This is a genomic window from Sporosarcina sp. D27 (assembly GCF_000586555.1).
Lineage (GTDB): Bacteria > Bacillota > Bacilli > Bacillales_A > Planococcaceae > Sporosarcina.
Genome location: NZ_AZUC01000056.1, coordinates 122,226 through 135,974 on the forward strand (window position 1 = coordinate 122,226; position 13,749 = coordinate 135,974).

General features: G+C 37.0%; 11 protein-coding genes. 8 read left to right on the top strand and 3 right to left on the bottom strand.

The genetic code is table 11. From position 1 onward, the window contains the following. The first annotated feature begins 225 nt into the window (after positions 1-225). The 7 genes from N693_RS0115035 to N693_RS0115075 all read left to right on the top strand — a co-directional run bounded on the left by N693_RS0115035 (position 226) and on the right by N693_RS0115075 (position 9,298). Positions 226-1,104, top strand: a complete 879-nt coding sequence (locus N693_RS0115035; RefSeq protein ID WP_256378143.1) for a tyrosine-type recombinase/integrase — start codon at positions 226-228, stop codon at positions 1,102-1,104. A 5-nt stretch (positions 1,105-1,109) separates the two neighbouring features. Continuing rightward, positions 1,110-1,943 carry a site-specific tyrosine recombinase/integron integrase gene (gene xerA / locus N693_RS0115040; protein WP_025785660.1) on the top strand — a complete coding sequence of 278 codons (834 nt, stop codon included), beginning with the start codon at positions 1,110-1,112 and terminating at the stop codon, positions 1,941-1,943. Between the two features lie 17 nt (positions 1,944-1,960). Next, positions 1,961-3,868, top strand: a complete 1,908-nt coding sequence (locus tag N693_RS20650; RefSeq protein ID WP_025785661.1) for a tyrosine-type recombinase/integrase — start codon at positions 1,961-1,963, stop codon at positions 3,866-3,868. Between the two features lie 16 nt (positions 3,869-3,884). Beyond that, positions 3,885-4,718: a tyrosine-type recombinase/integrase gene (locus N693_RS0115050; RefSeq protein WP_025785662.1), complete on the top strand. Its 834-nt coding sequence runs from the start codon at positions 3,885-3,887 to the stop codon at positions 4,716-4,718. A gap of 1,029 nt (positions 4,719-5,747) precedes the next feature. Continuing rightward, positions 5,748-6,383 (top strand): DUF1643 domain-containing protein, encoded by a 636-nt coding sequence (locus N693_RS0115055; protein ID WP_025785663.1) that lies wholly within the window; start codon positions 5,748-5,750, stop codon positions 6,381-6,383. A 1,038-nt stretch (positions 6,384-7,421) separates the two neighbouring features. Continuing rightward, complete coding sequence (locus N693_RS0115070; protein WP_025785666.1) at positions 7,422-8,621, top strand: multidrug effflux MFS transporter; 1,200 nt, start codon at positions 7,422-7,424, stop codon at positions 8,619-8,621. After that, positions 8,612-9,298 carry an MBL fold metallo-hydrolase gene (locus tag N693_RS0115075; RefSeq protein ID WP_025785667.1) on the top strand — a complete coding sequence of 229 codons (687 nt, stop codon included), beginning with the start codon at positions 8,612-8,614 and terminating at the stop codon, positions 9,296-9,298. The genes N693_RS0115070 and N693_RS0115075 overlap by 10 nt, the downstream gene beginning before the upstream one ends. Before the next feature lie 122 nt (positions 9,299-9,420). Here N693_RS0115075 and N693_RS0115080 read toward each other — a convergent pair whose 3' ends face one another. Both N693_RS0115080 and N693_RS0115085 read right to left on the bottom strand, forming a co-directional pair. Then, complete coding sequence (locus N693_RS0115080) at positions 9,421-10,359, bottom strand: acetyl-CoA carboxylase carboxyltransferase subunit alpha (RefSeq protein ID WP_025785668.1); 939 nt, start codon at positions 10,357-10,359, stop codon at positions 9,421-9,423. A 36-nt stretch (positions 10,360-10,395) separates the two neighbouring features. Then, complete coding sequence (locus N693_RS0115085) at positions 10,396-10,842, bottom strand: MarR family winged helix-turn-helix transcriptional regulator (protein WP_025785669.1); 447 nt, start codon at positions 10,840-10,842, stop codon at positions 10,396-10,398. 735 nt (positions 10,843-11,577) lie between these two features. On the opposite strand from N693_RS0115085, the gene N693_RS0115090 reads away from it, so the two are divergent. Beyond that, the gene (locus tag N693_RS0115090; RefSeq protein ID WP_025785670.1) at positions 11,578-11,778 is read left to right on the top strand and encodes a hypothetical protein; all 201 of its coding nucleotides are present in this window, start codon (positions 11,578-11,580) and stop codon (positions 11,776-11,778) included. Between the two features lie 493 nt (positions 11,779-12,271). Here N693_RS0115090 and N693_RS0115095 read toward each other — a convergent pair whose 3' ends face one another. Then, on the bottom strand, positions 12,272-13,723 hold the full coding sequence (locus N693_RS0115095) for a PLP-dependent aminotransferase family protein (RefSeq protein ID WP_025785671.1): 1,452 nt from the start codon (positions 13,721-13,723) through the stop codon (positions 12,272-12,274). Between the last annotated feature and the right edge of the window lie 26 nt (positions 13,724-13,749).

The window sequence follows — 13,749 nt, forward strand, 5'->3', positions numbered from 1 at the left end:
TCAGGATATGAAGTTATATTGTCTTATATTGATACAAATAGAAAAATGCTCTCTAATCGATCACTCATCGGTTAGAGGGCTTTTCTTTTGCTTTCCCAACCGCTCTTGCCCAAGTAATTAATCTAATAAAATTCCCGTTAGTATAAATACCACGGCAATTGGTCATATTGATAGTAACGGAGATTGCGAGATGAAAAGAGGTGAACCAAACTGAGTGAAACGAAAATCTACTGGGAAAGTACCGCTGGCCATTTACTAGAAGAAACTCGACAAGCATTAAGTGAGTATTTACTCAGCTTGAAGTTGGCAGATAAAGCGGAAGCAACCATTGAGAAGTATCGCAGGATTATCGAAGCGTTCTTTCAACAGTGTACGATTCCGTTAGAAGAGATTACGAGTGACGATGTATTAACGTGGTTGACGACCATTTCGAAAGGAAAGAAAGCGCGCACGGTTGATTTGTATCTATCAGCTGTCTCTTCATTTTTCAGCTTTTGCTTAGAAGAAGAGTATATGGAGAAAACGGTCGTGAAAAAACGATGGCGCCCCAAAATACCTCACTCATTGCCAAAGTACTTGGATGAATTTGAATATGCTCGTGTAAAAGTGAGTTCTGAACAGTTACCGATTCGAAACCGAGCCTTGCTGTTGTTTCTCTTTTCAACGGGCTGCCGTGTATCAGAAGTAGCCAGTTTACACGTTCAGGATATTGATTTTGACAAACGAAAAGTGGACGTAACGGGGAAAGGACGAAAAATCCGGCAAATTTACTTTTCCGAAGAATGTGGACTTGTGGTTCAAGACTATTTGGATAAGCGTTCAGCAAAACCATCAGATCCATTATTTATGAATAAGTTTGGTGATGGCCTTCAAGTGCAGGGGATTCGAAAAGTATTAAAAAAAGTGGGCGGTGAAGCAGGGCTCGTTCAATCCTTTCATCCTCATATGTGTCGCCATACATTTGCGACCAATATGCTCGCAAGAGGAGCCGATTTACAGTTCATCGCAGACGTATTGGGGCATGCGGACCTCAACACCACAAGGATCTATGCGCAAATCCCAACAGAAGAGATGCTGTTAACCTATCAAAATATTATGGGGTGAAAAACATGAATCAAGAAGTCATTAAACAATTCTTTCTAGATAACCACAATCAATTTAGTCCAGAGACCGTTCGTGCGTACAAGTTAGCGCTCTCTCAATTCTTCACCGTGTGCGGAAAAAGCGTGGAAGAAGTAAAAGCGAGAGATATCCGGAACTGGTTAGAAGTCATGACGAATGATGGTCTTCAACCACGTAGTATCCAACTTAAGCTCGTCGCGCTGAAATCCTTTTATCGCTATTGTATGGAAGAAAACAAAATCAATAAGAATCCGACTTTGAAAGTCGTTACACCGAAAAAGGTCGATTCTCTTCCTTACTATCTATCAAAGCGACAACTGGCCATGCTGCAGGAGCACACAAAGGACAATATAAGAGATCGGGCAATTATTGAAACATTGTATGCCACGGGGGTACGAGTAACTGAATTACTGAATATTAAACTCGAAGATATCAAATGGGAAACAAGACAGATAACGATTCGAAAAGGAAAAGGAAATAAAGGTCGAATTGTCCTCTTTAGTCATGCCTGTGCAGAGCGATTGGAACGATATCTCGAAATTAGGAAGTATGAAGGTGACTACCTATTTTCGAATAAAAGAGGACAACCCATCAGTCGCGATTTAGTTCAAACGAAGTTTCGAGAGTACTCAGAAGCTCTCGGTTTCAAAGTGAGCCCGCACACATTAAGGCATACATTTGCAGCAAACTTAGCGGAAAAGGGAATGGATTTCACGTGTATTCAAGAATTACTGGGGCATTCGAATATCAATAGTACTAGAATCTATACGCGTTTGATGAATCCTGAACGGAAGAAAAAGTATGATCAATACCAACAGTAAGAAATAGGAGGATTAAGATGGCAGGATATTGGGAGGTGAATTGTAAAGGGCTGTCGGAAGACACTCACATCGTTCTCAATTTATTTTTAGGGAGCCTAAAAGAGAAGGATAAAAGTATTGAAACTGTCAAGCGCTACCGAACTGCTCTACAATCTTTTTTCTTAGCCCATCGAGTTTCGTATAAGTCGATTACTAGAGAAGAGGTTGACGTGTGGCTTACTAAACAAAGAACGCAAAAACAAGAGCGGACGGTGAAAGATTACTTAAAAATACTATGTGCTTTCTATAACTTTTGTGTTCAGGATTCGCATCTAGTAACCTTTCCGCTCGATGCGAATCTGCAGGTCATATCTAGTAAAGAGCGGTACTGGGAATTGAAAAGCACGCTTCCGAATCCAGACAATCAACTAATCGTGAATCAGTTCTTGCTTCATATGAAAACGCTAGGAAGGACGGAGCATACGATTGTGTCGATGCGAACTTATTTACAACGAATTTTCAAGGAAATCGATCAATCGCTTCGTCAGCTAACACGGGAAGAAATTGAACAACGGGTGATAGATACGCATCAACAACGCAGCGAATCGGCGAGGAATGGGATGTGGAGTACACTTCGGTCCCTCTATGAGTATTGTTGGGAGAATGAAATTCTGGAAGATACACCGCTCCGTAACAAAAGAAAGTATGCCGAAGTTACCGATCTCTACTGGGAAGCAAAAGGACGATTCACTCTTGAAGAGAACAAGGAAGTAATCAATGCGTTTTTATTGTATCTGAAGAATAAGAAGCGAACGAAAAAGACGATTGTTGAATATGGGATTGTACTGCACCGATTTTTTGGTACGAATCCTGTCCATTTTTCACAAGTGGATCGGAAGCAGATTGACGAGTGGTTTTCTCTTCAAGATCCCGACTGGAGCATTCGAACCATCAACAACTACAAGCAGGTGTTACGTTCATTTTATTTCTTTTGTGTCCGTAAGGAGTATATGGCGAAATCGCCCATCGACTTATTCTGGGTGGAGAAAAATGCGTCAAAAAAGTTCTGGGTGACAGATAAGACTTTTAGTAACCCAACCAACAAGGAAGTCGTGAATGAGTACTTGCAGTCGATGAAAATTTCGAATATGAGTGAACTGACGATCATTCTCTACAAGCGCACGTTAGAAACCTACTTTGTACAGAAAGAGGAAGACTTTTCAACGATATCGTTTGATGAAATCTTGCAATGGGTCATCCAACAACAAAAGGTTGTCCAAGCGACAACGGTGAACGGACGATTATCAGTGCTTGCTGCTTTTTTCACATTTTGTGTGGAGGAGGGCTATATGGAGTGCGTTCCCATTAAGACGAGATGGTATATGCGGGAACCGAGGTCGATACCTAGGTATCTTGAAAAAGAAGAGCTGGCAAAAGTACGACAATGTGCGGAAAAGGAACTCCTTCGAAATCGGATTATTATAGAATTTCTTCTATCTTCAGGGTGTCGCATAGGCGAACTCCATCTATTGGATAAAAAAGACGTGGACGTAGACACTCGAACCGCTTGCGTGTTGGGCAAAGGAGGAAAAATTCGTGAGGTGCATTTTTCTGCAACGTGTGCACTTTTATTGGAACGGTATTGGGAGATGGAAGAGGTAAAGGAAGAAGAACATCCTGACTTATTGGTTTCAAGAATAGGAACAAGGCTCGGCATATCCCGTATGAGGAAAATCATCAAACAACTTGGGGAAGATTCAGGAATTAAGGGTTCCTTATATCCGCATCGCTTCCGTCACACATTTGCGACCGAGTTATTAACTAAGGGTGCTGAACTTGATTTTATTGCGGATGAACTTGGGCATGCGAACTTAGAAACGACGAAAATTTATGCGCGGATTCCAAAGTGGAAATTAATTTGTTTATACAGAAGATATGTGGGTTAAGAAAGTGGGGGAAATCATGTCGATAGACACTCTTGAGCAATTCCAAAAAGATTATCAGCTTCGATTGACACCTAGCACAATCCGGGGGTACCAGAGTAACATTCTTCAACTTTTCGAACAGACGGGGATACCATTTCAACAGATCACCCGAAAGGATATTCGAAACTGGTTGATGTGGTTGGAGGAACAAGGGTACACACCCACGACCATCTGCACGAAGTTAATCGGGGTCAAAACCTATTTTAAGTATTGTTTGGAAGAAGGTTGGATTACCGCGAATCCCGTCCAGTCGATCCCGTACCCAAAGATTCCCGACAAAGTACCAATCTATTTATCGAAACCTGAACTTGTGCAATTCCGCGCCTGTGTCCAACATAGTTTGTTGGAACGCGCCATCGTCGAAATGTTTGTTTCGACAGGGATTCGAATGAGTGAGCTGGTCGCAATGAAAAAAGAAGACATCAATGAAACGGATCGAAGTATTCATATCCCGGATGGCAAAGGAAACCAAGGGAGAATCGTCTTGATTAGCCTTGAAAGCCTTCAGTATGTTCAGGCATACTTAGCGAGTCGGACCGATGAATTGCCGTATGTATTCGTTAATCATGACGCAACTAATCGGATACGCCATCAAAAGATCAATGCGAACTTCCAGTCCTATTCCGAACGGTTGGGGTTTCATGTACATCCACATATGCTGCGGCATACGTTCGCTGCACACCTTGCTCAAAAAGGGATGCCGGGCGAAGCAATTCAACAGCTGCTTGGACACCAGAGGCCAGCGACCACTCAACTGTACGCCAGATTGTTTAACCACGCACGAAAAGAAATGTATGACAAATGGATGTAAGTTGAAGACGCATGCAAGGAACAGCTATTTAGGTTTCTACATTGTCATTCTTCAACGGCATCATTAGGTTGATGCGGACGGCACAGGTTTTGCAAGACCATAATATTGTTATAAAAGCACGCGCACTGCACGATTCAGACACTGATCAGTTATTTTGATAGATGAATGAAAGGGAAGGTCCTTTGATCGAGAAATCGGTTCTAGGGCTTTTCTTTTTTGCCTTTACAACTCTACTTTCATTTATTAGAGGACTATTCATTTGCCTTCACATGCGAATCAACCAGCATTTCAAGTAGATATAATAATCATGAATACACGTAACGTCCTCATCCATTCAACCGGGTGAGGACGATTTCTAATTTAGGAAGTATTGTAGACAAGCAAGCACCAAATAGAGTCCACTTAGATTGTTATGCGGGCTCTAAGTTATGATTTATTTAAATTTCTTTGACACGTGACAATCATCTGGCAAAACTATCTGATCGGGGAAATAATGAATCCAACGCCTGTGGATCTGTAGAACCCTTCTGGGGAATTGTATGAGGTAGTTCAGTAGGTTCAAGTGATTCTCATTTTCAGTTTTAACAATGCTGTAAGTTTTCAGGAACAGTATCATATCAGAGGAAGACGGTTGAAAACTTGAGGTATTTGGCGATTAAGTCATTGACAATCTATTTTAATGTCTTGGGATTATAGGGGGGGAAGGATACATTTGATATGAAGGTTCTTTTAATATTTATAAATGGACAATTCTGGTATAATACTAATAAAAGAGATTAATCACAGTATTCAACAATTGGGCCGTGTATTTATAGAACAATTTTTAAATAGCGTAGAAAATAAATACTGAACAATATTTATTTTGAAATTAAGAATTCTTTAATTTGTTTCTCGGTTGTACTTCCTATCTATAGTTAATTGAATAGTTTAATTCCTCAATTTATTTTTTATTATAGGGTTTAAGTATTAAAATAGATTACTTTGTGAAGCAATTTGTATTTCTTATAGTAACCAAATAGGAGTGGGGAAATGGCTAAAACGTACGACTTAACAAAAGTTGATCAAACTGAAATTGCTATTGATGAAGAAACTTTTATAGGAGATGTAGATGTCCGATATTCTTTAACAATTCCATTTCTTAACAGAAGAGAGGATTTGTCAGTAGGTATTGTATTAATGAACCCATCAGAAGCCAACGCGAATATATCAGATAGTACCGTTAATAAACTAATAGATTTTTTTTATGACTATCAGGTACATAAACACCCAATTAAAAATATTACCATTTGTAATGTTTTACCCGTTTATGCCAGTAATACAAAATCGACTTTAACAAAGATTAGGGATTTACACGTAGCAAATGTTCTAGATAGAGTTCAAAAACTAAATGAAGCCAAGCTGAAAGTTAAAATGGAGAATAAGAGCCTAATAGTATTAGCTTGGGGGAAACCAGAAGTTAAAACTATTCCTAATTTGTTTTATTACAAAGAAGTTCTGCGCATTGTTGATTTACTTTCTACATTACATGAAGACAATCTATATGTTTTAGACATTAAGAATGCTATTAGCACTTTTACTGAGCATGGGGATCCGCGGCACGCTGGACGTTCTGTTACTTTAAAAGACTTAAAAAAGATAAAAACCTCAGATTTATTTGGTCTATAAAAGTTGTAGTAACATTTTTAAAGACAAATTGACTGACTTGTTATGTTATAGGGAGCGATAATTGGTGCGAAATGTTCCTAACTCAAATGAAAAGTGGCCACACAATTTCGGTAAAGATTTGTCAGTTTTAGGTTTCCTGAAAACGGAAGGGTTATATCGAGAAGTCGAATGAGGAGGTAACGCTCTGAAAGGCTTCCTCTGCGTCGAAACAGGCCAGTTAAATAAGAACATTCTAGGTAATCAGGAAGGGGCAAGAGCAATGGATAGATTTGTATTGCCTCACATGTATTTGTTTTTTGGAATCATAGTATTTATTTTGGCAGAGTTCACGGTTCAAGCAGGAGGCTTTTATTGGCTTATACTTTACATTTCAATATCATGCATTGTTATTGGATTGATTTGGAATGTCATTTTAATTTTTTTAAAAAAAGAGAAGTCAATCGAATAGCATAACTTATACCAATGAATTCTACTATCGGGAGGGGAACTGCAAAAGGTTATTGCCTCAAACGGGCCATTTTGAAGTGTAGGGAAGAAAACTGAGGTGCTATTATGCAATTGATGTTCAATAAAATAACGCTTTACAGCTTAACTTTTTTATCATTTTGTTTAATAGTAATAGGATTTATATTACGAGCCATATTTTTCCCTATACAAGATATAGATCTTGTAAGTAGTAAACAGCTATTGGAGCTTCAAAAAGAATATGCGATAAACTATCCCATCAGAACCGGGTTATTCTACTTAGGTCTGTTTCTAATAATTGTAGTTATCCTTCTAGTCATTACTAAGTTAATAAGATCAAAAAAGTAATAAGTATTCCTTAATCGGGCCATATTGTTGAAAAATAAATTCCCTAATTGTGAGATTTATTGTAATCTGTTTTATCTCTTTTGATGGTATAATATTTTATGTATTTTTAATTTATAAGGAAGTGAACTCATGAGTGAATTAGAAAAAATTAAACTCGTGAAGCCACCATTTCCCAAGCTACGATGTTTTTCTTTCAAACCTATAATTATTTAGGAGAGGATTATTTTGAAGAAAAACATCGGAAACAAAACACCTAGCTTATTATTACTAATTGTATTAGTAGGCTTCCCACAAATTAGTGAAACTATTTTTAGCCCATCATTACCTTCTATCGCAGAAGCGTTTGAAACTTCTATGAGTGATGCACAGCTTACGATGAGTGTGTATTTTATCGCTTTTGCCATCGGAGTATTTTTCTTTGGGCGTTTATCCGATAAAATCGGTCGTCGCAAGGCAATACTTTATGGGGTGTTTTTATATTTTGTTGGTAACGTACTTTGTTTAGTAGCTAATGAAATGACGGTTTTATTAGTCGCACGCTTTACTCAAGCGTTTGGTGCAAGTGTTGGCTCTGTCGTGACACAAACGATTTTACGCGAAAGTTTTTCTGGTGTTAAGCGTCATGAATTGTTTGCTCAAATTTCAGCTGCGCTTTCCTTCACACCTGCCATTGGCCCGTTAATCGGTGGCTTTACCGATTATTATTATGGCTTTAAAGTTGTATTTTTAGTGTTAGTGGCTATGAGCATTTTTGTATTTTGCTATACGTTTTTACGTTTACCTGAAACATCTCTTACTACAATCGAAATGAAGCCTTTACTACCAATAGTAAAGCGAATGATTACAAATGCGCGTCTATGGCGCTACGGCGTATTAATTGGCGGTATTAATGGTGTATTATTTAGCTATTATACCGAAGCACCATTTATTTTTACGCAATACTTTACACTAACAAGTGCGATGTATGGTTTTTTAGGCATTATCGTTGCGCTCGCCTCTATAGCAGGTGCGATCCTGTCTAAACGACTCGTTAGCCACACAAAACCCGAGAAGATTATCGTATGCGGGTTAGCTATTATGCTTATCGGTACATTACTCGCTACATTGGTATATTTTTTACCGAGTTCATTAAAAATGTCAACCATGATTGTTAGTGTGTTCATTATTTTATTTGGTACAGGTACCGCTTTACCAAACTGTTTAAGCTTAGCGCTTATTGACTTTCAAGACGTCGTTGGTTCTGCGGGTGCGATATTTAGCCTGGGTTATTATTTACTCGTCAGCGCTACAATCTATGGTATGAGCGTTTTCCATAACGGAACAGTCCTTGCGATGCCATTATATTTTTTAGCACTAGGTGTTGTTATGTTATTAATAAGCTTCCCCTTATTTTATCAAACAGATGGAGGAAGAAAATGGAGATAATAGAGCTACCAATTGAATTCGAGTTCAATGGGCAAACAAATTGGATTTATCCTAGTTTAATTGTATTGAATAATGAACTAACTTTGGTCGATACGGGGTATACAAATTTCTTACCTTTAATCGAAAATGAAATTTTGAAAAGTGGCTATGAAATAAAAAATCTAAAAAACATAATTATTACTCATTATGATGATGATCATATAGGCTCTTTATGTGATTTTAAAGAAAAGTTTCCTTGGATTAACATTATATCAAGTGAAGTTGAATCAAGATATATTAGCGGTGAAGTGAAGTCAGAACGCTTAGTTCAAGCTGAAAAGATGCTAGCAAACATGTCGGATGAGGAAAAAGAGTTTGGAGAATGGTTTGTACAGCAACTAAAGAATTTAAAACATCTCCCCATAGATGAAAAGGTACATGATGGTGATAGGATATTAGATAACAAATGTAAAGTAATAGCAACACCAGGACATACGTCGGGACATATTTCATTATATTTTCCGAGTGTAAAAAGTGTAATCACAGGCGATGCATCAGTTAAAGAAAATCAAGAATTAGTTATAGCTAACCCGCATTTTTGCTTAGATATTGATAAGGCAGAACAGTCTCTGGCAAAGATCAGAGAACTCGAAGCTGACACTTATTACTGTTACCATGGTGGTAAATTTATCTTATAGTATTTTATTTTCTGCAATCGGGCGCGATTGCTTTATAAGTGATCGCTCTATATCGCAATCGCGCCAAATTGTTGAATAACACCTGAATACCTATATTAAAGTTCGCCTACTTCTATTTTGCACTACACACCTATTTGTCTATACTTTTCATATCGCTGTTGTATTAGCTCTTCCGAGGATAGGAGTATCAATTTTTTTAGAGATGATTCGATTACAGATTCAATCATTTTTGCCTGTGATTTTACATCATTTTGTGCTCCACCTTTAACTTCAGGAATGATTTCATCAATAATTCCTAAATGATATAAATCTTTTGCTGTAATTTTCATATGTTCAGCAGCTTTTGGAGCATACTTAGCGTCCTTCCATAGGATCGATGCTGCTCCTTCTGGCGAAATTACAGAGTACCATGAATTCTCTAACATATGGATATGGTTACCGACACTAATGCCAAGAGCTCCACCACTTGATGCCTCACCAATTACAATACAAACAATTGGTACTTTAAGTGTAGCCATTTCAAATAGATTTCGAGCTATAGCTTCAGAAATTCCACGTTCTTCAGAACCTTTCCCTGGATAGGCGCCTATTGTATCAATAAATGTAATAATAGGGCGATTAAATTTATCAGCTTGTTTCATAAGTCTTAGCGCTTTTCTATAACCTTCTGGATGTGCCATTCCAAAATTTCTTTCTATACTTTCCTTTGTATTTCTACCTCTTTGTTGACCAATAACCGTAACGGGCATGCCTTTAAATTCTGCAATACCACCAATAATTGCTTTATCATCACCATACAATCGATCACCATGAAGTTCGAGAAAGTTTGTAAACAATAAAGGTATATAGTCCAATGTTGTGGGCCGGTTACGTAGCCTTGAAATTTGAACTCGTTGAAAAGGTGTAATATTAGAATAAATTTTATCTTGCATTTTATTTAAACGTTTTTCTAATACATGAATTTCTGGCAATAAATCTTCATTATTTTCTTTCATAAATTTCTTTAATTCATCAATTTTCTCTTTTAATTCCATAATAGGACGTTCAAAATCCAAACTCATCTTATCCTCCAAATCTTATGACTTATTTACCTCACTCTAATTAAAAGGCTTAGAGATAGAATCAATAAATAATTTAAAACCATCCACAACTACTTTTTGTTCTGATTCTGATAAATTATCGAGAATACTTTGATAAAATGTAATGGATTGCTCTCTTAAGCGATTAACAGTTATGTGACCTTTTTCTGTAAGATGCAGATAAAGTTCTCTTCTATTTTTTTCATTTACTTCACGATAAATAAGCCCCTTTTTTACTAACTTGTCAACCAATCTACTTACAGTTGAAGTCTCTAATCTAAGTTTATTGGATAGTTGCCAAACAGTTAATTTTTCCACCTCTAGTTCCTCTAACGCCATCATTTGAGAAGCTGGTAAAGGTTTTTCAAAATGTCCATTGGGCAAATTTTGAGATTCAAAAACCCCAGTTATTATAATCATTTTCTTAATATTTGTTCTTAGTTTTAAGGCATCTTCTCTTTTCAAAAAGGTCACTCTCCTATAACTGATGTATCATACATCAATTGTATTATACATGAATATGATTTTTTCACAAGCTTAACGTAAGCCAATACTACAACATGGACGAGATATTTCTTCTTGTTAAAATGATAAGTGGTTTGTCTTCTACAAATGGCAGAACATCAATTATGTGTTAGAGGCCTATAATAAAATGTCTGATTTTGAGCTAATATTAGTACTAAGCACGTTAGTTCAACGAGTTATCATCCTGACAATGCAACGTTAAATAGAAAAGAAATTATATTATATAGGTTGTCACGGGAGACAGATTGACATGGCCTTTGCCGTGCGCTGACCCTGTGGTAGACACGAAGTTCCTTCCAGTGTCCCTGGCACAAGGCATGCCCTTGTACCAGGACGCTCCAAAACAAACAGGCGATAACTGTAAGAATGAATTTTTATACCAGAATCTCACCCATGGTTTTCTCATATATTAATCAAATAAGAAAGGATTTATATATGGGATCAGAAGTTATAATAGATTTAATAATCCTTGTTCAACTAAACCAGCTAATAGAATCTATTCATTCATTCCATTAAAGGGAGCGATTGTTTAATAAGCGTCTCTGTTCTTATTAAACTAATGGATGCTTACCTTCAATAAGGAGTAGAGCATTTTTTACTAACGGGGCAGTTTAGTTTAATAGGGAGTGCTATAATAGCCTTAAGTTCAAAACGATATTAAGGAGTAAAACTCTAATGATTATACAAATTGACTTTGGTGACGATTTTATTCAATACATTTCTTGTTCTACAAAAGTAGGTAGGAAGATGGACAGTATTCAGGAGGACTTTCTAAATTGGATTTTTGACGAGGAAAAGAATACAGAATATTGGGCTTTAGAAAATGGGGAAAGAATTCACCCTAATTATAATGCAAAAGCAATTGTGAATGGTTAAACAATCTAAGATTTAAGCGAGGAATAGCGAAAGCTAAATTAATCACGAATCCTCAATTATGTGTTAAAAAGAAATTATATTTTTAGAGTGTTTCTTAAATGTTTAATGTTCAGACCAAAAGGTTGTGAAAAAATGCACTTCAACTAACGGGTGCTTCAGTCAAGTAGAGCAACGTCATAAAAGATGTTGCTCCTTTTATATTGTTACGTTTGAGATAAGCAAATCTAATTGCATATTTTTGCTCATGACTCTTATTTGCTTTATATAATGGATGGAAGTTTGCTTTAGATGGCGGACAAATACGCAGTTAAGGTTCGGGTTCTGCGCATAGGTTATTTGAGTTATAAGACAATTGGTTTTTAGAAAATTAGATAGATTAATGATTCAAAACTTCAGGAACTAGAGGAGTTGATGATGCTTTCGAATCTCATACAGTGGTTATTCAATACTCATTTTTATATTTATTTGCCATATTTAAATCTCTATATGAAACTTAAAAAATTTGTTCTGCTACCAATTCTGAAAGAGTTTTAATTCCATAGTCAATTTCATTTAAGGATGCATAAGAATAAGAAATTCTTAAATATTGATCAGAGTGAAACTCATACAAATCTCCAGGGTGAACAAGTATTTTCCGACTTAAGGCTTTAGTAAAAAGCTGGTACATGGATATACCTTCATTTAACTTAAGCCAGATGAAATATCCGCCCCTAGGGATATTCCATGTACCGATGCCGGTAAAATATTTCTTTAATGCTTCAAGAGCAACATCTCTTCGGATCTTAACATTTTTCCTCATTATATCGTTATGCTGATAATAAAGACCACTAGAGAATAGTTCTGTGGTTACATTCTGGGAGAGTGAGCTGGTTCCATAATCAGTTTGCATTTTTATATCTGCCAATCTTTCAATGACTTTTTCTGATCCAACAATCCATCCAATCCTGAGACCAGGACTTAAATTCTTCGATATTCCACCAATATATAATACAAGTCCATTGTTATCAAATGCCTTTATTGGCTGTGGAGGTTGTTCATCAAACCAAAGCTCCCTATATACATCATCCTCGATAATAGGCAAACGTTCCCTATCACACGCATCAACAAGCGCTTTTCTTCTTTCAAGTGACATGACACTCCCGGTAGGATTTTGAAAAGTAGGTATTGTAAAAAGCATTGCTCCTTTTCTCCGCCTATGTCGATCAACCAATTCTTTTATTTCTATACCTTCTTCATCCAGCTTAATTCCCGAAGGCTGCATTCCGAACGATTGAAAGGTTCTAAGAGAGTATAGGTAGGATGGCTTTTCAACATATACTACTGAGTTCTTGTGTAAAAGGCCAAGGGAAATAATCTGCAGTGCCTGCAAAACACCAGAGGTAATCAAAACTGAGGATGGATCAGCTTCTATTCCTATTGTTTTAAGGTATGTGCATACCTCTCTTCTTAGATAGATATTTCCTTTTGGTTCTTCATAACCTAGCGATGCCATAGACTTAGACAGTTTTTTTAGTACGCCCTGAATCATTTTGTTAGGTATTAAATCAGTGGAAGGTTCGCAGGACCCCATTCGGATGATATCAGGTTGGAATTCAGCCTGATTGATCTGCTGCATTATATTTTGATTTGTTTGATGTAATCCCGAAGATATATAGGGAAGCCAATTATGTGAATGATTAATGGACATTAATGTCCATGTATTGTTTATTACTTTTGTACCTCCACCAGCATTACCGCTAATAAGGCCTTCAGCTGCCAGCTCTTCAAGGGCAGATACTACGGTACTTCTGTTTACGCAGAAAATTTCAGAAAGTGTCCGCTGACTTGGCAATTTGTAACCAACTGGCCATTCTCCAGTTGCTATTTTATCTTTTATGAAGTTAACAATCTGTATATTCAATCGCATAGGATTATTTCTATCAGGTCTCCAGTTGATATCCAACATAAAATCCCTCCGAAATCATAGTACTT

Bases quoted from the DNA above. Each gene is read 5' to 3' on its own strand.
- N693_RS0115090 (WP_025785670.1), top strand. From the start codon at position 11,578: ATGATTATACAAATTGACTTTGGTGACGATTTTATTCAATACATTTCT.
- N693_RS0115095 (WP_025785671.1), bottom strand. From the start codon at position 13,723: ATGTTGGATATCAACTGGAGACCTGATAGAAATAATCCTATGCGATTG.
- N693_RS0115075 (WP_025785667.1), top strand. From the start codon at position 8,612: ATGGAGATAATAGAGCTACCAATTGAATTCGAGTTCAATGGGCAAACA.
- N693_RS0115050 (WP_025785662.1), top strand. From the start codon at position 3,885: ATGTCGATAGACACTCTTGAGCAATTCCAAAAAGATTATCAGCTTCGA.
- N693_RS0115055 (WP_025785663.1), top strand. From the start codon at position 5,748: ATGGCTAAAACGTACGACTTAACAAAAGTTGATCAAACTGAAATTGCT.
- xerA (WP_025785660.1), top strand. From the start codon at position 1,110: ATGAATCAAGAAGTCATTAAACAATTCTTTCTAGATAACCACAATCAA.
- N693_RS20650 (WP_025785661.1), top strand. From the start codon at position 1,961: ATGGCAGGATATTGGGAGGTGAATTGTAAAGGGCTGTCGGAAGACACT.
- N693_RS0115080 (WP_025785668.1), bottom strand. From the start codon at position 10,359: ATGAGTTTGGATTTTGAACGTCCTATTATGGAATTAAAAGAGAAAATT.